At 68.5% G+C, this 18,842-nt stretch carries 14 protein-coding genes; 7 read left to right on the forward strand and 7 right to left on the reverse strand.

Annotated elements, in window-relative coordinates; genetic code table 11:
• Nucleotides 1-9 precede the first annotated feature (9 nt).
• The gene (locus H7A87_RS12935; RefSeq protein ID WP_104581920.1) at nucleotides 10-1,350 is read right to left on the reverse strand and encodes a dicarboxylate/amino acid:cation symporter; all 1,341 of its coding nucleotides are present in this window, start codon (nucleotides 1,348-1,350) and stop codon (nucleotides 10-12) included.
• A 142-nt stretch (nucleotides 1,351-1,492) separates the two neighbouring features.
• On the opposite strand from H7A87_RS12935, the gene H7A87_RS12940 reads away from it, so the two are divergent.
• The 5 genes from H7A87_RS12940 to H7A87_RS12960 all read left to right on the forward strand — a co-directional run bounded on the left by H7A87_RS12940 (nucleotide 1,493) and on the right by H7A87_RS12960 (nucleotide 7,258).
• A complete protein-coding gene (locus H7A87_RS12940) occupies nucleotides 1,493-3,199 on the forward strand; it encodes an alkaline phosphatase (protein ID WP_119128502.1) in 1,707 nt (568 codons plus the stop codon).
• A 91-nt stretch (nucleotides 3,200-3,290) separates the two neighbouring features.
• On the forward strand, nucleotides 3,291-4,586 hold the full coding sequence (tilS, locus tag H7A87_RS12945) for a tRNA lysidine(34) synthetase TilS (RefSeq protein ID WP_119128501.1): 1,296 nt from the start codon (nucleotides 3,291-3,293) through the stop codon (nucleotides 4,584-4,586).
• A 31-nt stretch (nucleotides 4,587-4,617) separates the two neighbouring features.
• Entirely contained in the window at nucleotides 4,618-4,881 is a 264-nt protein-coding gene (locus H7A87_RS12950; protein WP_104581917.1) for an exodeoxyribonuclease VII small subunit, read from the forward strand.
• Nucleotides 4,882-5,757 (forward strand): polyprenyl synthetase family protein, encoded by an 876-nt coding sequence (locus H7A87_RS12955; RefSeq protein ID WP_104648045.1) that lies wholly within the window; start codon nucleotides 4,882-4,884, stop codon nucleotides 5,755-5,757.
• Nucleotides 5,758-6,169: 412 nt separating this feature from the next.
• A complete protein-coding gene (locus H7A87_RS12960) occupies nucleotides 6,170-7,258 on the forward strand; it encodes a M35 family metallo-endopeptidase (protein ID WP_104581915.1) in 1,089 nt (362 codons plus the stop codon).
• A 70-nt stretch (nucleotides 7,259-7,328) separates the two neighbouring features.
• On the opposite strand, the gene H7A87_RS12965 is transcribed toward H7A87_RS12960, so the two are convergent.
• Nucleotides 7,329-7,793 carry a DUF4870 domain-containing protein gene (locus tag H7A87_RS12965; RefSeq protein WP_164739140.1) on the reverse strand — a complete coding sequence of 155 codons (465 nt, stop codon included), beginning with the start codon at nucleotides 7,791-7,793 and terminating at the stop codon, nucleotides 7,329-7,331.
• Nucleotides 7,794-7,882: 89 nt separating this feature from the next.
• Nucleotides 7,883-9,250 carry a metalloprotease PmbA gene (pmbA, locus tag H7A87_RS12970; RefSeq protein ID WP_119128500.1) on the reverse strand — a complete coding sequence of 456 codons (1,368 nt, stop codon included), beginning with the start codon at nucleotides 9,248-9,250 and terminating at the stop codon, nucleotides 7,883-7,885.
• A 118-nt stretch (nucleotides 9,251-9,368) separates the two neighbouring features.
• Between pmbA and yjgA the strand changes: the two genes are divergently transcribed.
• A complete protein-coding gene (gene yjgA, locus H7A87_RS12975; RefSeq protein ID WP_119128499.1) occupies nucleotides 9,369-9,947 on the forward strand; it encodes a ribosome biogenesis factor YjgA in 579 nt (192 codons plus the stop codon).
• Nucleotides 9,948-10,203: 256 nt separating this feature from the next.
• Here yjgA and tldD read toward each other — a convergent pair whose 3' ends face one another.
• Complete coding sequence (gene tldD / locus H7A87_RS12980) at nucleotides 10,204-11,649, reverse strand: metalloprotease TldD (protein WP_119128498.1); 1,446 nt, start codon at nucleotides 11,647-11,649, stop codon at nucleotides 10,204-10,206.
• Nucleotides 11,650-11,748: 99 nt separating this feature from the next.
• Between tldD and H7A87_RS12985 the strand changes: the two genes are divergently transcribed.
• The gene (locus H7A87_RS12985) at nucleotides 11,749-12,504 is read left to right on the forward strand and encodes a DUF6065 family protein (protein WP_119128497.1); all 756 of its coding nucleotides are present in this window, start codon (nucleotides 11,749-11,751) and stop codon (nucleotides 12,502-12,504) included.
• A gap of 117 nt (nucleotides 12,505-12,621) precedes the next feature.
• On the opposite strand, the gene H7A87_RS12990 is transcribed toward H7A87_RS12985, so the two are convergent.
• The 3 genes from H7A87_RS12990 to H7A87_RS13000 all read right to left on the reverse strand — a co-directional run bounded on the left by H7A87_RS12990 (nucleotide 12,622) and on the right by H7A87_RS13000 (nucleotide 18,763).
• Nucleotides 12,622-16,548 carry a YhdP family protein gene (locus H7A87_RS12990; protein WP_119128496.1) on the reverse strand — a complete coding sequence of 1,309 codons (3,927 nt, stop codon included), beginning with the start codon at nucleotides 16,546-16,548 and terminating at the stop codon, nucleotides 12,622-12,624.
• A gap of 143 nt (nucleotides 16,549-16,691) precedes the next feature.
• Nucleotides 16,692-18,191 (reverse strand): ribonuclease G, encoded by a 1,500-nt coding sequence (gene rng, locus H7A87_RS12995; RefSeq protein ID WP_104534149.1) that lies wholly within the window; start codon nucleotides 18,189-18,191, stop codon nucleotides 16,692-16,694.
• Nucleotides 18,191-18,763 carry a Maf-like protein gene (locus H7A87_RS13000; protein WP_104581910.1) on the reverse strand — a complete coding sequence of 191 codons (573 nt, stop codon included), beginning with the start codon at nucleotides 18,761-18,763 and terminating at the stop codon, nucleotides 18,191-18,193. The genes rng and H7A87_RS13000 overlap by 1 nt, the downstream gene beginning before the upstream one ends.
• Nucleotides 18,764-18,842 lie beyond the last annotated feature (79 nt).

Consider the following 18,842-nt stretch of genomic DNA (forward strand, 5'->3'; position numbering starts at 1 on the left):
CGCTGGCGCTCAGCGCTGCGTCGGAGCGCGATCGGCCAGTGGATCTTCCAGCCCCACGTTGGTCGATGCCGATTCGTAGACCGCCTTGTCGAGCAGGCCGGTCTCCTTGGCCACCAGCACCGGCACCAGCATCTGCCCGGTCACGTTGGTCATGGTGCGCATCATGTCGAGGATGCGGTCGATGGCGTACAGGTAACCGATCACTTCCAGCGGCAGGTTGGCCGCACTGAGCACCACCGTGGCCATGATCACCGCGGTGCCGGGTACGCCGGCCGTGCCGAAGCTGCCGAGCACCGAGGCAATCAACACCACGAAGTACTGGTTTGCGGTCAGCGGCACGCCGGTGTATTGCGCGATGAACACCGCACACAAGGCCGGAAAGATCGCGCCGCAGCCATCCATCTTGATGCTGGCACCCAGCGGGACCGCGAAGGCTGCATAGTCCTTGCTGACACCCAGGTTATGCGTGATCGAACGCATCGCCACCGGCATCGCGGCAAAGCTCGACGAACTGACGAACGCCACCTGCATGCCCGGCGCGGCGCCGCGGAAGAACTTCCACGGATTCAGTCCGTGCAGCAACAACAGGCTGCTGTAGACCACCACGATATGGATCGCGCAGGCCACATACAGCGCCAGCACGAAATTGCCGAACGGCAGCAGCTTCTCGAAACCGTAGCTGCCGACCAGGCTGGCGATCAGCCCGAAGGTGCCCAACGGGGTCATCTCCAGCACGAAGCGGGTGACCTGGATCATGATGTCGCTCAATTGCGCGGTGAGCTTGCGTGCCTCGGCCACGCGCTCGCCGAGCTTGACCATCGCAAAGCCCAGCAGTGCAGCGAAGAAGATCACCGGCAGGATCGATCCGCGCCCGGCCGCCAGCACCGTTTCGCCGGCTGCATTGGTCTTGGTGCCGATGCCGGTCAGCGCAAAGAACGGATTGGACGGCACCACGTCCAGCAGCACCTTGATCGGGCTAGGGACATCGCGCGGTTTCCAGGCCGAATCCACGCTCAGGCTGAAATGGCCGGCGCCGGGCTGCATCAGCGTGCCCACCGCCAGGCCCACACCCACCGCCAACGCCGCGGTGATGACGAACCACAGGAAGGTGCGCCCGCCGAGCGCGGCCACGGATTTTTGCCCGTGCAGCGAGGAGATCGCATTGATCACCGCAAAGAACACCAGCGGGATGGCGATCATCTTGATCAGGGTGACATACAGGTCACCGAGCGGGCCGAACCACACATCGGCCGCCGGGCCCATGGCCCAGCCAGCCAGCGCGCCGAGCACGAAGCCGGCCACCACGCGTTGCCAGAACGGAATGCGCAACCAGGCCGAGACCAATGTCATGCGTCGAGTCATCCGGGGGGAGAGTGCATGCACCATAGCCCAGGCCCGCGCCGCCCGCGAGGCCACGACTGGAACAGCGGCGTGTCATCTGTGTGACACCAGGCATGCCGGCATAATAGGCGCCGATTCAGCCACGAGTTCGATGCCGATGCGTTACCGCCTGCCTGCCCTCGCCGCCCTGACCACCGTGTGTGTCGCCGCTTGCGCCTCCAGCGCCGGCACCAGCGCATCCGCGCCTGCCGCCGTGCGCGTGGAGGTGCCGCAGGTGGCGCATCCGGCCGGCGAGACGCCGCAATGGTGGTACCGCTCGGGCGCGGCGCGCGCGGCCGGCAATGGCGCGATGGCCGGGCGCGCGCGCAACGTGATCCTGTTCCTGGGCGACGGCATGAGCCTGACCACGGTGGCGGCAGCGCGCATCCTGGATGGCCAGCGCAAGGGCGGGCCGGGCGAGGAGAACCTGCTGTCGTGGGAGCAATTCCCGGCCACCGCCTTCAGCAAGACCTACAACACCGATTCGCAGACGCCGGATTCGGCCGGCACCATGACCGCGATCACCACCGGGGTGAAAACGCACATGGGCGCGATCGGCGTCAGCAGCGGCAACCGCAGCGACTGCGCCGACAGCCTGGGCAAGGGTCTGCTCAGCTGGCTGCAGCTGGCCGACAGCGCCGGCATGGCCACCGGCATCGTCACCACCACCCGGCTCACCCACGCCACCCCGGCGGCGACCTATGCGCATTCGCCGGACCGCAACTGGGAAAACGATACCGACCTGCCCGAGTCCGCCCGCACCGCCGGCTGCCAGGATATTGCCCAGCAGTTGCTTTCCAGCGCGCGCTTTGGGCGTGGCCCGCAGGTGGTGCTGGGTGGCGGACGCAGCCAGTTCCAGACCGTGCAGGAACGCGATCCGGAGTACGACGACAAGGTCGGCCTGCGCCTGGACGGCCGCGACCTGATCGCCGAATGGAAACAGGCGCACCCGCAGGGCGCCTATGTCTGGAACGAGCAACAGTTGCAGGCGGCCTCCGGCGCGCCCGCGCTGCTGGGCCTGTTCGAGCCGGATCACATGCAGTTCGACCACGACCGCAATCGCACCGCGCAGGGCGAGCCCAGCCTGACCGAGATGACCCGCACCGCGATCCAGTCGCTGTCGCGCGACCCGAACGGCTTCGTGCTGATGGTCGAAGGCGGCCGTATCGATCACGCCAACCACGCCGGCAATGCCTACCGCGCGCTCGATGAGACCGTGTCGCTGTCCGATGCGGTGCGCGCCGCCGTGCAGACCGCGCCGCCGGACACACTGATCATCGTCACCGCCGACCATTCGCATACGCTCAACTTCGTCGGCTACCCGGTGCGCGGCAACCCGATCCTGGGCAAGGTGCGCGGCACCGGCGGCGAAGAAGGCGACCGCACCCAACTGGCCACCGACCTGGCCGGCCAGCCCTACACCACGCTGAGCTACGCCAACGGCCCCGGCTACACCGGCGCCAGCAACGCGCAGCCGGCCGGCGCCAAGAAGTACCCGCACGAACCCAGCAGCAGCGAGCCGGCCGCCGGCCGCCCGGACCTGACCCACGTCGACACCGAGGCGCCCAGCTACATGCAGGAATCGCTGGTGCCGACCAAGTCCGAAAGCCATGGCGGCGAAGACGTCGGCATCTGGGCCACCGGCCCGGGCAGCGCGGCCTTCCGCGGCACGCTGGAGGAGAACGTGATCTACCACGTCATCGTCCAGGCCACCCCGCGCCTGCGCGAGCGCCTGTGCAAGGCCGGCACCTGCGACAGCGCCGGCGTGCCGGTGACGTTGCCGCAGTCTGCCACGTTCGAGACCGCGGCCAAGCGCTGATGCGCCGGCTGCGCGCAGCGCGGGCGGCAGCGGCGACTCAGTCGTCGCCGCTCGCACCCGGATGCAGCGTCGCAGCAAGCCACCTGCATCGATGACCGGATTGCTGCCACCGGCACCACCGCCCGGCCCGGTCCTGGTCGCCTACAGCGGCGGCATGGATTCGAGCGTGCTGCTGCATCTGCTGGCAACAACGTCGCGTTATCGCCAGATGGGGGTGCGTGCGGTGCATGTGCATCATGGCCTGCACGCCGATGCCGATGCCTGGGCCGCGCACTGCCAGCGCCAGTGCGATGCCCTGCAGGTCCCCCTGCAGATCGCGCGCGTGCAGGTCGCGCGCGACAGCGGCCTGGGCCTGGAAGCGGCGGCACGCCAGGCACGCCACGCTGCGTTTGCCGAGGCACTGGCGCCCGGCGAATGGCTGGCCCTGGCGCATCATCGCGACGATCAGGCCGAAACCTTCCTGCTGCGCGCATTGCGCGCTTCCGGCCCGGACGGGTTGGCCGCGATGCGCGCGCAGCGTCCATTCGCGGCCGGCATGCTGTGGCGTCCCTTGCTGGAGCACGCGCGCGCCGCGGTGCTGGCCTATGCGCAGGCACAGGGCCTGCGATGGATCGAAGACCCCAGCAATGCCGATGCCCGCCACGACCGCAACTTTCTGCGCACCCAGCTGATGCCCGTGCTGCAGCAACGTTGGCCGCAGGCTGCCGAGGCACTGGCGCGCAGCGCGCGCTTGAGCGCCGATGCCAGCGACCTGCTGCTGCAGGAGGACAGCGCGCAACTGCCCGGCCTGCTGACCACCATTGGCGCGCTGGATCTGCGGATCCTGCGTGCACAGCCGGCCGCACGTCGGCCGCGGCTGCTGCGCGCCTGGGTGGCTGCAGCGCAGGCGCCACCGCTGCCTGCGCAGGGCGTGGCCGCACTGGAACAGGAGATCGACGACGACGCGCCGGATCGGCAAGCCTGCTTTGCCTGGCAACAGGTGCAGGTGCGGCGCTGGCGCCAGTGCTTGTACCTGCTGCATCCGCATGCCGCCTGGCCGGCGTCGTGGCAGGCGTGCTGGGATGGCGCAAGCCCGCTGCCACTGCCGGATGGCGCCTGCCTGCAGTTGCATGGCGCCGCCGGCCTGCGCTTCGCGCAACCGCTGCTGGTGCGCGCACGCCAGGGTGGCGAACGCATCGTGCTGCCGCAGCGCGCGCATTCGCATCGGCTCAAGCACCTACTGCAGGCGCTGGATCTACCGCCCTGGCAACGCGCGCGCCTGCCGATCCTGTGGGCCGATGGCCAGGTGCTGGCAGCCGGCGACCGCATCCTCTCGGCGGCATTGAGCCACTGGCTGCAGGCCAACGGCGCGTCCTTGCACTGGCGCGACCACGCCAATGCGAATTGACCCGCCTGCCTGCGCGCCGCACACTTTGGCGATGGTCAAAAAATCCTTGAATGAAACCTCCCCGGTCGCCCGCTTCGAACAGTCGCTGGAAGAACTCGAGCAACTGGTGCAGAAGATGGAAGTCGGCGACCAGAGCCTGGAGCAATCGCTCACGGCCTACGAGCGCGGCATCGGGCTGTACCGCGACTGCCAGCAGGCACTGGAACAGGCCGAACTGCGCGTGCGCTTGCTGACCGACCCCGCGCGCCCCGATCTGGCCGAAGCCTTCGAACCGCCATCGCAGGACGGCGGCTGAGTGAGTTCGGCGTTGTTTGACCACTGGATCGGCCGTACCGAACGCCGGCTGGAAGCCTGCCTGCCCACTCCGGCGCTGGCGCCGCAACGGCTGCACGCGGCGATGCGGCACGCGGTGCTGGGCGGCGGCAAGCGCATGCGCCCGTTGCTGGTGTATGCAACCGGCGCGCTGTTCGGCGCCGACGAGGACAGCCTGGACACGCCCGCCGTGGCGGTGGAACTGATCCACGCCTATTCGCTGGTGCACGACGACTTGCCGGCAATGGACGACGACGCCCTGCGCCGCGGCCAACCCACCGTGCATATCGCCTTCGACGAAGCCACTGCGATCCTGGCCGGCGATGCGTTGCAGACGCGTGCGTTCGAGCTGCTGGCTGCGGCCCCGGTCAGTGCGGAACTGCGGGTCGGCTGGCTGCAGAGCCTGGCCACCGCCGCGGGCGCTGCCGGCATGTGCGGCGGCCAGGCGCTGGATATCGATGCCACCGGCCAGCTGCAATCGTTGCGCGACCTCGAGCGCATGCACGCACTCAAGACCGGCGCGCTGATCCGCGCGGCCGTGCACATGGGCGCGCTCACCGGTGCTGCCACAGCCAGCGATCAGCAGCGCCTGGATGCGTTTGCCGACGCGCTGGGGCTGGCGTTCCAGGTCCGCGACGACATCCTGGACGTGGAATCGAGCTCGGCGCAACTGGGCAAGACCGCCGGCAAGGACGCCGCGCAAGCCAAATCCACCTATCCCGCCCTGCTCGGGATGGACGGCGCCAAGGCCAAGCTGGCCGAACTGGCCACCCGCATGCACGACATCCTTCAACCCTACGGCGCGCCCGGCGACACGCTGGCGACGCTGGGCCGGTTTGCGGTGGACCGCGCGCACTAGAGCAACCGGTGGCCTGGCCACCCTCCCCGGCACGCCGGGTGGACGTGCACCGCCCCCGTCCCACCTCACTACCTGCGCCGATCAAGCGGTCACACCGCTCCTTGCGCACACCGTGCGCCAGCGCACGGTGCGTTTTTGTCGCGCACCGCCTCGCAGGCAATGTGCTGCGTCACAGAACGTAAATTCTCTTTCCATACGTTTTCACACGCGCATTTTCAGAAATTGGCCGAAAAGTGTGGGTGGCCACGCAATTTTCGGGTGAATTGTCGCCATCGGTGTCCGCTTTTGTCGTTTCATGATCACCAGTAGGCCAAAAACAGCATCAATCGGTTCTCTTGTTGCGTCTGCTCGCTCTGCCTAGGTTGACTTGCCCGCGTCCGCGGACATCCCCCGACCACATGGAGAGTCACTGGTGAAGAACGTTTTTCTCGCATCGTTTGCAGCAGGTACGTTGGCCGTTGTTGGCGTGCTCGGTTCGGCGCAGGCACAGTCCGTGCGCGGACCGGTCCCATTGACCATCGAACTGGCGCCGGTCGCCGATCAGGCCGGGCGACACCAGGGCAAGATCGCAGTGACCGTCACCAATAACGGCAGCCAGATCGCCCGCGTACCGACCTACCAGCTGCCGCTGCAATCGCTGGACAACGGCATCCTGGAAGTGAGCCGCGATGGCGCGCCGGTGACCTATACCGGACGCCTGGTCAAGCGCGGCCTGCCCAAGGCGGCCGACTTCACCATCCTCAAGCCGGGCCAGACCGTGCAGGGCGTGGTCGACCTGGCTGCCGCCTACGACCTGTCCACCAGCGGCAACTACACCATCCGGGTCAGCTCGCCGCTGCAGTACGCCTCGCTGGCCGATGGCAGCCTGCTGAAGACCGCCGATGGCAAGCCCGCGGTGGCCGGCAGCGCGCCATTGACGGTGTGGCTGGACGGCGTCAACCGCGGTGTACAGCGCCGGATGGCGATCGGTCCGACCGCCGTGGTCAACGGCGTCAATTACCTGAACTGCAGCACCACCCGCACCAGCCAGGCCGGCAGCGCGGTCACGGCGGCCCGCGCCTACTCGCAGAACGCGCGCAACTACCTCAATGCCGGCAGCACCGGCGCGCGCTACACCACCTGGTTCGGCGCCTACAACGCCTCGCGCTACAGCCGGGTTAGCTCGAACTTCGTCAACATCGACAACGCGCTGGACCAGAACAACGGCCAGATCACCATCAACTGCGATTGCACCGACAGCGCCTACGCGTACGTCTACGCCAATGCGCCGTACGAGATCTACGTCTGCAACGCGTTTTGGAGCGCGCCGACCCAAGGCACCGACTCCAAGGCCGGTACGCTGGTGCACGAGATGAGCCACTTCACCGCGGTGGCCGGCACCCAGGACCGCGTGTATGGCCAGTCCGGTGCGCGCAACCTGGCGATCAGCAACCCGGCCCAGGCGATCACCAATGCCGACAGCCACGAGTACTTCGCCGAGAACACCCCGGCGCAGAACTGATCGCGGCATCGCCTGAAACAACACAGGCCCGGCATCGCTGCCGGGCCTGTGGCATTGCCATTGCGCCGGATTACTTGATCAGGCGCAGCGTGAACGGATAACGGTAATGCTCGCCGTTGTTGGCCTTGACCGCGGCCAGGATGCAGAACACCAGATTGGCGATCCATACCAGCGTCGGCACGAAGAACAGGATGCCGAACGACACGATGGTCAGGATCACCGCAGCCACATAGGCAATGATCACGGTGATCTGGAAATTCAATGCTTCCTTGGCCTGGTCGGTGGCGAACGGCTTGGACGGGCTGGCGTCCTTGCTGACCAGCCAGATCACCAATGCGCCGATGAAGGAGGTCAGGATGCCGAGCAGATGCGCGGCCAGTGCCAGGGTGCGCTCCTCCGACGGCGTGCTGCTGCCGATCGGCGGCGGCGGCGGTGCGGCGTGCGACTCGAATTCGCTCATCATGTCTCCCCATGCATGGTTGTGGTGCGGCGGACTATAGCAACGATTCAGCCAGCCACCAGTGCGGGAAGACATGGTCTCTGCGGCGCATGCCGGCTGCCGCCAGGCACGGCGGCAAGACGCGCCGCGCCGGGTGAGGGGCGCAGCAGCCTGGTCAGCCGCGCTCAGCTGTCGCCTGCCACCGTCATGCGGTTGAGCAACACCGAACCGATCTTGACGTGCGAGCGCGGATCGACGTCGTTGCCGACCGCTTCGATGCCGGCGAACATCTCGCGCAGATTACCGGCGATGGTCAGTCCGTCGACGGGATAGGCGATCGCGCCGTTCTCGATCCAGAAGCCACCGGCGCCGCGCGAATAGTCGCCGGTCACCGGATTGACCCCGTTGCCCATCAGCTCGGTGACCAGCAGGCCGCGCGACATGCCGGCGATCATCGACGCCAGATCGCCGGCATTGGCGGTGACCTGCAGGTTGTGCACGCCGCCGGCATTGGCGGTGGTCTGCAGGCCCAGCTTGCGCGCCGAGTAGCTGCCCAGCACATAGCGCTGCAGCACGCCGTCGCTGATCAATGCCGAACGCCGGGTCGCCACGCCTTCGCCGTCGAAGGCGGCCGAGCGCAGGCCGCGCCGCAGGTGCGGCAGCTCTTCGATATTGAACCAGTCCGGGAACAGCTTGCTGCCGACACTGTCGAGCAGGAAGCTGGCGCGGCGATACAGCGCGCCGCCGGAGACCGCGCCGAGCAGGTGCCCGACCAGCGAGCGCGCCACTTCCGGCGCAAACAGCACCGGCAGCTGGCCGGTCGGCAGCGAGCGTGGCTGCAGCCGCGCCAGGGTGCGTTCGGCGGCGTGGCGGCCGATCGCTTCCGGCGCCTCCAGGTCTTCGCGCGCCAGCGCGCTGCTGTACCAGCCATCGCGCTGCATGCCGTCGCCCTGGCCGGCGATCAAGGCGCAGCTGATCGAATGATGGGTGCCGCGCTCGCGGCCGACGAAGCCATGCGAGTTGGCGTAGACCGACAGGCTCAGCCCGGTGCTGGCCGAGGCGCCATCGGAGTTGCTGATCCGCGCGTCGGCATCGCGCCCGGCGCTCTCGCAGGCCAGCGCCAGGTCCACCGCGGTGTCGGCGTCCAGCGCCCAGGGGTGCCAGCTGTCCAGCTCGGGGAAGTCGCGCGCCATCAGCTCCGGGTCGGCCAGGCCGGCGGCAACGTCGTCTTCGGTGTAGCGGGCGATCGCGCAGGCCTGCGCGACGGTCGATTCCAGGCTGGAATCCTGCAGATCGGCAGTGCTGGCGCTGCCCTTGCGCTTGCCGAAGTACACGGTGACCGCGATGCCGCGGTCGCGGGTGGATTCCACCGTCTCCACATCGCCCAGGCGCACATTGACGTCCAGGCCGCGCTCTTCGCTGCAGCTCACTTCGGCCTGGGTGGCGCCGGCCGCACGCGCGCGCTCAAGCAGGCGCTGGGCGATATCGGTGAGCGCGTCCAGGCGCTGCAGGCTGTCGTCGTGGACAGGTGTTTCGGAGGAGAGTGCGTTCAATGCTTTATCCTAGTCTCATGGTGCGAGTGACCTGATTGCGGGTCCTTCCGCAAGAGCCCGGCGATCCATGGCCGGGCTTGTCTGATGATGAATAACTTCTTGTTCTGGATGGATTGCAATGCGCGGACGCGATGAAGAAACCGGTGAATTTCGCGGCGCCAGCCGTAGCCAGCAGCGGCGCGAGGCGCTGGAAATTTTCGACCTGGGCGAAAAGCTGGTGGCGCTGACCCCGGCGCAGCTGGCCAAGTTGCCGGTGCCCGAATCGCTGATCCCGCATATCGAAGAGAGCAAGCGCATCACCTCGCATATCGCGCACAAGCGGCAGCTGGCGTTTCTGGCCAAGCACATGCGCCGCGAGGACGACGAAACGCTGGCCGCGATCCGCGATGCGCTGGATGCCAACAGCGACACGGCGCGCCGCGAAGTGGCCGCGATCCACCGCGTCGAGCGCTGGCGCGAACGCCTGCTCGCCGAAGGCGACGTGGCGCTGGCCGAACTGCTGGAAGCCTACCCGGCGGCCGACCGCCAGCAACTGCGTCAACTGGTGCGCAACGCCATCCACGAGCGCGCCAAGAACAAGCCGCCGCGCGCCTACCGCGAGCTGTTCCAGGTATTGCGCGAGTTGTCTCAGGAGCACGGAGTGGGAAGTGGGGATTCGGGATTGGAAGACGATCAGGATCTGGAAGACGACGAATAGGACCTGGCGGCCGCATTCGCGCAACTGCTCAACGAGCGCCTCCGCCGCAGCCAACCGCGGCAGCATGCTTCCAACATCGGCAACCTGGGTCGGCGACACCTGCGCGCCGAAGACGCTGCGCGCCTCTACCGCTGCGCTTCCCGATGCTCTTATCCCGATTCGCGGCATCAAGACCGACGCGGCGCAAGGCTCAAAAACGCGATATCCCGCTCCTGCCGTTGCGATTCCCGAATCCCGATTCCCGAATCCCCGCATCTCAGGCCTGCGTTCCGCCAACGGTGATGCCGTCGATCAATAGCGACGGCTGGCCGACGCCGACCGGCACGCTCTGCCCGTCCTTGCCGCACACGCCCACGCCTTCGTCCAGCGCCAGGTCATTGCCGATCATGCGCACCTTCTGCATGGTCTCCGGGCCGTTGCCGATCAGCGTGGCGCCCTTCACCGGCGCGGTGACCTTGCCGTCTTCGATCAGGTAGGCCTCGGTGGCCGAGAACACGTACTTGCCGCTGGTGATGTCGACTTGGCCGCCACCGAAGTTGACCGCGTAGATGCCCTTTTTCACCGAGCGGATCATCTCCTGCGGATCGTGCTCGCCGGCGCGCATGTAGGTGTTGGTCATGCGTGGCATGGTCAGGTGCGCGAACGATTCGCGACGGCCGTTGCCGGTCGGCGCCACGCCCATCAGGCGCGCGTTGTGGGTGTCCTGCATGTAGCCGACCAGCACGCCGTCCTCGATCAGCGTGGTGCACTGGGTGGACGTACCTTCGTCATCGATATTGAGCGAGCCGCGCCGGCCGTCCAGGGTGCCGTCATCGACGATGGTCACGCCCGGCGAGGCCACGCGCTCGCCGATACGGCCGGCGTAGACGCTGGTGCCCTTGCGATTGAAGTCGCCTTCCAGGCCATGCCCCACCGCCTCGTGCAGCAGCACGCCGGGCCAGCCCGGGCCGAGCACCACCGGCATCACGCCGGCCGGTGCGGGAATCGCCTCCAGGTTGACCAGCGCCTGGCGCAGCGCTTCGCGGGCGAAGCCTTCCGGGCGGCCGTCGGCGAACAGGTCGGCATAGCCGTAACGGCCGCCGCCGCCGGAGTAGCCGGACTCGCGGCGTCCGCCCTGTTCAACGATCACCTGCACGTTCAAGCGCACCAGCGGGCGCACGTCGGCGGCCAGCACGCCGTCGCTGCGCGCGATCAGCACCGTGTCCACACCGCCGGACAGGCTCACCATCACCTGCTTGACGCGCGGGTCGGCCGCGCGCACGTACTGGTCGATACGCCGCAACAACTCGACCTTGGTCGCGCTGTCCATGTCGTCGATCGGGTCGGTGGCCGGGTACAGCGCGCGGCCATTGCCACGCACCAGTGAGCGGGTGGATTGCGCACCGCCCTCGCGCGAGATCGCGCGTGCCGATTGCGCCGCCTCCAGCAGGGCGTCGCGCTGGATATCGTCGGAATAGGCGAAGCCGGTCTTCTCTCCGGCAATCGCGCGCACGCCCACGCCTTGTTCGATGGAATGCGCACCGTCCTTGACGATGCCGTCTTCCACGCTCCAGCTCTCGCGTCGCGAATGCTGGAAGTACAGGTCGCCGAAGTCGATGCCCGGGCCCAGCAGGGCGCCGAAGGTGCGGTCGAGATGGCCGGTGTCCAGGCCGGAAGGAAGCAGCAGCCGGGTTTCGGCCAGAGTGAGAGCGTTATCGGTCATGCAGTCAGGATGGGGCCCGCGCGCCAGGGAGACAAGTCGTCCGGCTGAACATGCCGCGCGGCTATCATCGCGGGCCCATCGCCACGCCGACGCCCGCGCATGAAGCTCATTGCCCACGTCCTGGATGGCCATACACTGGACATCCGCCCCGCCCCGCACGAGCGCGACTGGATGGACGCCACCGACCAGCGCTATGCCTACCGCTGCCTGCCGCTGGCGATCGCCAATGCGCATGGCTGGGAGCTGCTGTGCCAGGCCGGGTTCGAGGCCAGCTGGGACGGCTGCGATGGCCTGGACGCGATCCGGATCAGTGCCGATGCAGGCACCGCGGCACCGGCGATCAGCCATTTCGGCTACGGCGTGCTGACCTTCCACGTGCCCTGCCTGTTTCGTACCGATACCGGCATGGATCTGTTCGTCACCGGGCCGTTGAACCGGCCCAAGGACGGCATCGGCGCGCTGAGCGGGCTGGTCGAAACCGACTGGAGCCCGTACACCTTCACCATGAACTGGAAGTTCACCCGGCCCGGGCAGGTGCGCTTTGCGGCCGGCGAGCCGTTCTGCCATCTGTTCCCGCTGCCGCGCCAGCTGATCGAACAGGTGCAGCCGCAGTGGAAACTCTTGTCCGAGGCGCCGCAACTGGCGCAGCAGCATGCCGACTGGACTCAGAGCCGCACGCAGTTTCTGCAGGAACTGCCGGATGCGCAGTCGGCCGCCGCGCGCGAGAAATGGCAACGCGGCTATTTCCGTGGCGTCGCCGGTGCCGATCAGGCGCCGGTGCAGGGCCACCGTTCGCGCCTGCGCCTGCCGATGTTCGTACGCGCCGACAGCGACGGCGACAGTCCGCTCGACTGAGTACAGGAGACCTGGCGCGGCTTTCCAGCGGGCCTGCGCTGCATCCGATCGACTGGCCGCAAGGCCCGGCAGCCCACGCGCGGCAACACCGCACCCGGAAGTGCGCCATTGCGCGCGTCAGCGGGGCGACCGACCGGGCGTGCCTGGCGTCGCCGATGGCGCGCCCGTTGCAGGCGGCTTGCCGGGCGCACGCTCGCGCACGTCGCGCTCCACCACGTCCACCTGCGGATCCTTCCACGGCCCGGTGACGTGATAGGTCTTGGCGCCGATCGCGCCCAGCGGTTTGCCGAGCACCGCATTGGCAGCCGCGCCCACCGCCGCACCGACCGGGCCACCGGCCACCGCGCCCACCACGGTGAGCAGGTTGCCGGCCTTGGGGTTCACGTCCACGGTCTGGTCGAAGGTCTGCGCGCGCAGGTCGGTCTGCCCACGGATGGCGATGTCGGCGGCCGGGCCTTCGATGCGGATCGCATCGGTGCGCGCGAAGCCTTCGCCGAAGCGCACCTGGCCCTCCAGCTTGTTGAAGGCCAGCCCCTTGGAGAAGAAATCGCGGAAGTCGAACATCAGCCGGCGCGGCAGCTGCGCCACGCTGAGCAGGCCGAGCACGCGGCCGGCGCCGGGCTCCACTTCCAGCAGCTGGCCGTTGCGCACCTCGATCTTGAGATTGCCATCCAGCGAACCGAGCGCAAACCCGGTCGGCGAGCCCTGCCAGCCGGCGTTGAGTTCCAGCTGGCCTTCGCCGCCGCGCAGCTGGCCGCCCAGGGTGAGGTTCTGCAGCAGGTTGCCGAGATTGCGGCTGTCCACCCGCGCCGACAGCCGGGTGCTGGCGGAATCGCCCTTGCCGCGCCAGGCGCCGGTCAGGCCGATGTTCTGGTCGTTGGAGCGCAGTTGCAGCTGGTCCACCTGCATGCCGTCGGTCAACCGGCTGCTGCGCAGGGTGGCCGCGCCCAGGGTCATCTTGCCGACCTGCAGGTCGTCGATGTCCAGCGACAGCGGCGGGATCGAGACCGGGTCGAACTCGGCCACCGCACGGCGGGCCGGCTCCGGCAACGCACCGGCCAGCGGGTCGCCCGGCTCGGGCACGGCCGGTTCGGGCGGTGCGGCCACCGGCTGCCAGTGCACCGTGCTCAGCTTGCCTTGCACGGCGGCGCCATCGGCATTGGGCACGCTGAGCTGGCCGGCCAGCGACGGGCCGTCCAGGGTCACCGCCACCGCATCGCGGGTCGGCCGCAGGCGCAGGCGCGTCTGCGGAAACACGCCGCCGATCATCAGCAACCTGTCGGCCTGCACATCCACCTGCTGCAGCGGCACCGCGTCCGTCTTCGGCGTTGCCGGCTGGCCCGGCAGCGGCGGCGTGTCCGGCGCGCTGCTGCCGCGCGCCAGGCTGATCCAGTCGATCGCATCCAGCGAGGCGGTACGGCCGGTGACCACCAGGCCGTTGGCCGGCGGACGCTCGCTGACCGTGTCGGTGCCCATCACCACGCGCACGCCGGTCTGGTTGCCCTGGCTGCTGGCCTTGAGCGCGACCAACTTGCCGAAGGCCACGTCGATGTCGCCATCGCCCACCGGCAAGGCCACCTTGACCTGCGTATCCAGCGGCTGCGTGGCCGCCTTGTCCAGCGGCGCAGGCAGGTCCAGGGTGGTGCCGACCAGCTCCGAGCGCAGCGTCAGCAGCGCCTGCGGGTCCGCTTGGCCGGGGGTCGGCAGCGGTACGTCCACGCCCACCTGCCAGGGTGCGCTGCCATGCACGTAGGGACGCAGCCATTCCATCTGCGGCGCACGGTCAAACAGTTCCTTGGCGTCCAGGGTGGCGCCGAAGCGCGCCTCGAATGCCTGCGCGGGGTCCTGCACGAAGCCACCGGCGCGCAGGGACAACTCGCCGCTGCGGCCCTGGTGCTGCACGCTCAGGCGCTCGGCGGCAAAGCCGGTGTCGCGGTACTCGGCATGCCCGCTGACCTGGTCGAAGGCCAGGTTCCAGCGTGCATCGGCCAGCTTGGCGCCCTGCAGCGCGACCGTGCCCTGCAGGTGGCCGCCGGTGCCGTGGGTGCGCAGGGGACGCAGCAAATCGAAGCTCACCGCGGCCGGGCCGGACACCGCCAGATTGCGCAAGGTGTCGCCGTAGCGCTGCTCCAGCGGGCTCTTGCGCAGCATGCCCAACAGCTGCGCGGCGTCGGCCTGGGTGGAGGCGCGCACGTAGAGTTCGGACGTGGCGAAGCTGGGAATCCCGGCCTCCAGGCGCGCGATCGGCGCACCGGCCAGCGCGCCCCTGCCCTGCAGGGAAAAGCCGTTGCCGAGGAAGCGCAGGTCGGCCTGCACCTGCTCCATCGCCGGCCAGTCCGGATTGAACGGGATCACGCCGTCGCGGATCTGCCCGAACGCCTCGAAACGGCCATCGTTGTTGTCGAACGGCCAGTCGTCCAGATCGCCGCTGACCAGGCCGGTGCCGCCGGTGATCACGCCACCGGCCACCGCCGTGTCCAGCCAGTCGATGGCCGCCTTGCTCATCTTGGAGCGGATCCAGAACTTGCGCGCCACCGGCAGGGCGACATCGTCCAGCTGCGTGGCCAGCTGGATGCGCGGGCGGCTGCCATCGTTCTGGAACCACAGCCCGCCGCGCACGTTGGCGCCGTAGTCCCTGGCCTGTACGCGCAACGCCGGCGTGGCAACCTGCCAGCCGGCACCGTCGCGCCAGCCCACGATGCTGCCGGCCAGCTGCAGCTCGTGCACCACCCCGAAACCGGCCGGCCAGTCGAAGCGCAGCGTGGCATCGGGGGCGGGATCGAGCGCAATCGCCTGCGCGTCGCCATCGATCCGGCCACGCAGACCGCTGATGCCCGGCGCGCTGCCCACCGGCAGGAAGCCCAGCTCCTCGATCCGGCCCTGGGCCCGCACCGCGCCGCCCTGCTCGCCTGCAATCTGCAGATCGGCCAGGCGCAACTGTGGTCGGGACAGGCTCAGCCAGCGCCGCAAGCCAGGCGACAGTTGCTCGCTCAATGCCGCCGCCGCGATCAGGCCGGAAACATCGAGCTGTTTGCCCACCACTGCATAACGCCGCCCGCCGGCAACGCTCAACCCGTCCAGCCGCTGCGGCCTGGCCGCCGCGCCCAGCCGCAGCAGCGGCGCATCCAGCCGCCAACCGCCGTCGATGGTCTGCCAGCGCGCGCGCGCCTGCAGCCGCTCCCATAGCAGCGTGCGGCGCGCGGTCTCCCCGGGCAACGCTGCGCCGGACAAGCGCAGCTGCCGCAGATCCGCATTCACGGTGACCGCGCTGATGCGGCGCGCGCGCAGCTGCGCCCAGGCCTGCAGGCGTCCGCCGCCGCCGTCCACGTGCATGCCGCCGAACTGCAGCAACGCCGCCCAGGCGGCCAGATCGGCCGGGTCGGCTTGCGCATACGCGCTGCCGTCGCCGCTGTCGCGGTCGAACGCGATCACCGTGGTCAGCGGTGCGCGCTGCAGGTCGATCCAGGCGTGGCTGCCGACGTTCACGGTCGAGCCGTTGACGCGCAGGCGCAGGTCGATACGCGGCAGCGTGGTGTCCACGCCGATCGACGGCGCGGCCACCCGCAGGCGCGCCTCGGCCACCTGGATCTCGCCGAGGCGACGCAGCGCCTCCAACGGGTCCGAACGCCGCCCGGCCGGCAAGCCCTGCACTGACCACACGCCATCGTCGCTACGTTGCAGCGTCAGCGCCAGACCGCGCAGACGCACCTCGGTCAGCGAGTGGCCGGGCAACAGGCCGGCATACATCGCCAGCAGGATTTCGGCCTGGCCGACCCGCACCTCGCCATGCGGGCCGATCCGCAGGCCTTCCAGCCGCAGCAGCGGACCGCGCCGGGTCCATTCGGTCTGCAGACGATCAAAGCCGATCGGCTGGCCAGCGCGCTGGCTCAGCCACGCGGCGATCTGCTGCGGCCGCTGCTCGGCCAACGGCAACGCCTGGCTGGCCGCACCCACCAGCAACGCGATCGCCACCAGCGCAAGCGCAGTGGCGGTGATCGCATAGCGGCGAAACAGACGGAGACGGCGGCGCAGCGGGGTGGGCATCAGGGGCGGGGATTGGGTATTGGAGATTGGGGATTGGTTAAAGCAAAGCCGCGCACGGTGCCGTCAAGCGCCATTATCGGAGCAAGCCACGCTACCAGAGCCGGCTTTGACCAATCCCGAATCCCGACTCCCCAATCCCGGCCTCACAGCAGCACCACATCGAACTGCTCCTGCAGATACTGGTCGTCGGACTGGAAGCGGATGCTCTTGCCGAGGAATTCCTCCAGCTCGGCCACCGCGGCCGACTCTTCGTCGGTGATGCGGGCGACGACTTTCGAGGAGGCGATCACCAGCAGCCGCGCGGCATCGAACTGGCGTACTGCGCGGGTGATCTCGCGAAAGATCTCGTAGGTCACCGTCTCGGCGGTCTTGATGGTGCCGCGCCCGCTGCACTGGCCGCAGGTTTCCGACAGCTGCCGTTCCAGGCTCTCGACGGTGCGCTTGCGGGTCATCTCGACCAGGCCCAGCGGCGAGAATTCGTACACGGTGGTCTTGGCATGATCGCGCGCCAGCGCCTTTTCCAGCGTGCGCAGCACCTGACGGCGATGCTCGGCATCGTCCATGTCGATGAAGTCGATGATGATGATCCCGCCCAAGTTGCGCAGCCGCAGCTGCCGCGCCACCGCCTGCGCGGCTTCCAGGTTGGTGCGGAACACGGTTTCCTCGAGATTGCGCTGGCCGACGAACGAACCGGTGTTGACGTCGATGGTGGTCATCGCCTCGGTCTGATCGATCACCAGATAACCGCCGGACTTCAGCGGTACCTGCTTGTTCAACGCGCGCCCGATCTCGTCCTCGACCCCGTACAGGTCGAAGATCGGCCGGTCGCCGGTGTACAGCTCCAGCCGCTCGGCCAGCACCGGCATGTACTTGGCAACGAAGGCCTGCAGCTGCACGAAGGTCTCGTTGGAGTCGACCTTGACCTTTTCCACGTCGCGGCGGATCAGGTCGCGCACCGCACGCAACGGCAGGCTCAGGTCTTCGTAGATGATGCTGCACGGCGGTGCTTCGCGACCGCGCCGCTCGACCACGTTCCAGACCCGCGACAGGTAGGCGATGTCCTCGGCCAGCGCCTCGGCCGGCTGCCCTTCGGCATTGGTGCGGATGATGTAGCCGAAACCGCCGTGCTGGGCCGAAACCTCGCTGACGATGGTCTTCAGGCGCAGCCGCTCGGCCTCGTCCTCGATCCGCGCCGACACCCCGACGATCTTGGACTGCGGCAGCAGTACCAGGTAGCGCGAGGGGATGCTGATCTGGGTGGTCAGCCGCGCGCCCTTGGTGCCGATCGGGTCCTTGACCACCTGCACCACGATGTCCTGGCCGTCGCGCAGCAGCTCCACGATCGGCACCGAGGCGGCCGGCGGTGGCGGGATCGGTGTCTCCTCGGTATCGACCACGCTGGCCGGCGCCGGCGCCGGACGCACCACGTCGTTGGCATGCAGGAACGCGGCGCGCTCCAGCCCCAGCTCGACAAAGGCCGCCTGCATGCCCGGCATCACCCGCTGCACCTTGCCCTTGTAGATGTTGCCGACCACGCCCCGGCGCCAGCCGCGCTCGATATGCAGCTCCTGCAGCATGCCGTTCTCGATCACCGCGACGCGGGTTTCGCGCGGGGTGACGTTGACCAGGATCTCTTCCGACATCAATGCGCTCCGAGGGCTGTGAGCAACTGCGAGGTGTGAAACAGCGGCAATCCCATCACGCCGGAATAGCTGCCGGACAGATGGCTGATGAAACGTTCGGCGCGGCCTTGGATCGCATACGCGCCGGCCTTGCCCATCGGCTCGCCGCACGCCACATAGGCGGCGATCTGCGCGGCATCGAGTGGCGCGAAGGTCACCTCCGACACCACCAGGGCCTGCACCGGCGCGCGTTGTGCGCAGACTAGAACCACGGCCGTGAGTACCTGGTGGGTACGCCCGGACAGCAGGCTCAGCATGGCGATCGCATCGTCCGCATCGGCCGGCTTGCCGAACACCCGCTCGCCCAGCACCACTTCGGTATCGGAGCCGAGCACGATCGCAGCGGGGTCGCCGGCCTGCACCTGCGCCAGGCCGGCACGCGCCTTGTCCAGCGCAACGCGCTGCACGTACTGCGCAGGCGATTCGTCGGCGGCGCGCAGTTCGGGCACGTCCAGTTGCAGGGTCTGGAAAGGCACATCCAAGCGTTGCAGCAGTTCTTGTCGGCGCGGCGACCGGGAGGCGAGATAGAGCATCCGTCCAGCATACCTGTTGCTCCTCCTCGCCCGCTTGCCGATCCGGGCGGCAGTGGTCGCGTTCGACTCACAACATGTT

The sequence above is a fragment of the Xanthomonas sp. CPBF 426 genome, from assembly GCF_903989465.1.
GTDB classification, from domain to species: domain Bacteria; phylum Pseudomonadota; class Gammaproteobacteria; order Xanthomonadales; family Xanthomonadaceae; genus Xanthomonas; species Xanthomonas euroxanthea.

Coding starts and splice junctions, on each gene's coding strand:
- H7A87_RS12950 (WP_104581917.1), top strand. CDS start 4,618: ATGGTCAAAAAATCCTTGAATGAAACCTCCCCGGTCGCCCGCTTCGAA.
- H7A87_RS12985 (WP_119128497.1), top strand. CDS start 11,749: ATGAAGCTCATTGCCCACGTCCTGGATGGCCATACACTGGACATCCGC.
- H7A87_RS13000 (WP_104581910.1), bottom strand. CDS start 18,763: ATGCTCTATCTCGCCTCCCGGTCGCCGCGCCGACAAGAACTGCTGCAA.
- H7A87_RS12935 (WP_104581920.1), bottom strand. CDS start 1,350: ATGACATTGGTCTCGGCCTGGTTGCGCATTCCGTTCTGGCAACGCGTG.
- H7A87_RS12940 (WP_119128502.1), top strand. CDS start 1,493: ATGCCGATGCGTTACCGCCTGCCTGCCCTCGCCGCCCTGACCACCGTG.
- tldD (WP_119128498.1), bottom strand. CDS start 11,649: ATGACCGATAACGCTCTCACTCTGGCCGAAACCCGGCTGCTGCTTCCT.
- H7A87_RS12965 (WP_164739140.1), bottom strand. CDS start 7,793: ATGTCTTCCCGCACTGGTGGCTGGCTGAATCGTTGCTATAGTCCGCCG.
- yjgA (WP_119128499.1), top strand. CDS start 9,369: ATGCGCGGACGCGATGAAGAAACCGGTGAATTTCGCGGCGCCAGCCGT.
- tilS (WP_119128501.1), top strand. CDS start 3,291: ATGACCGGATTGCTGCCACCGGCACCACCGCCCGGCCCGGTCCTGGTC.
- rng (WP_104534149.1), bottom strand. CDS start 18,191: ATGTCGGAAGAGATCCTGGTCAACGTCACCCCGCGCGAAACCCGCGTC.
- H7A87_RS12990 (WP_119128496.1), bottom strand. CDS start 16,548: ATGCCCACCCCGCTGCGCCGCCGTCTCCGTCTGTTTCGCCGCTATGCG.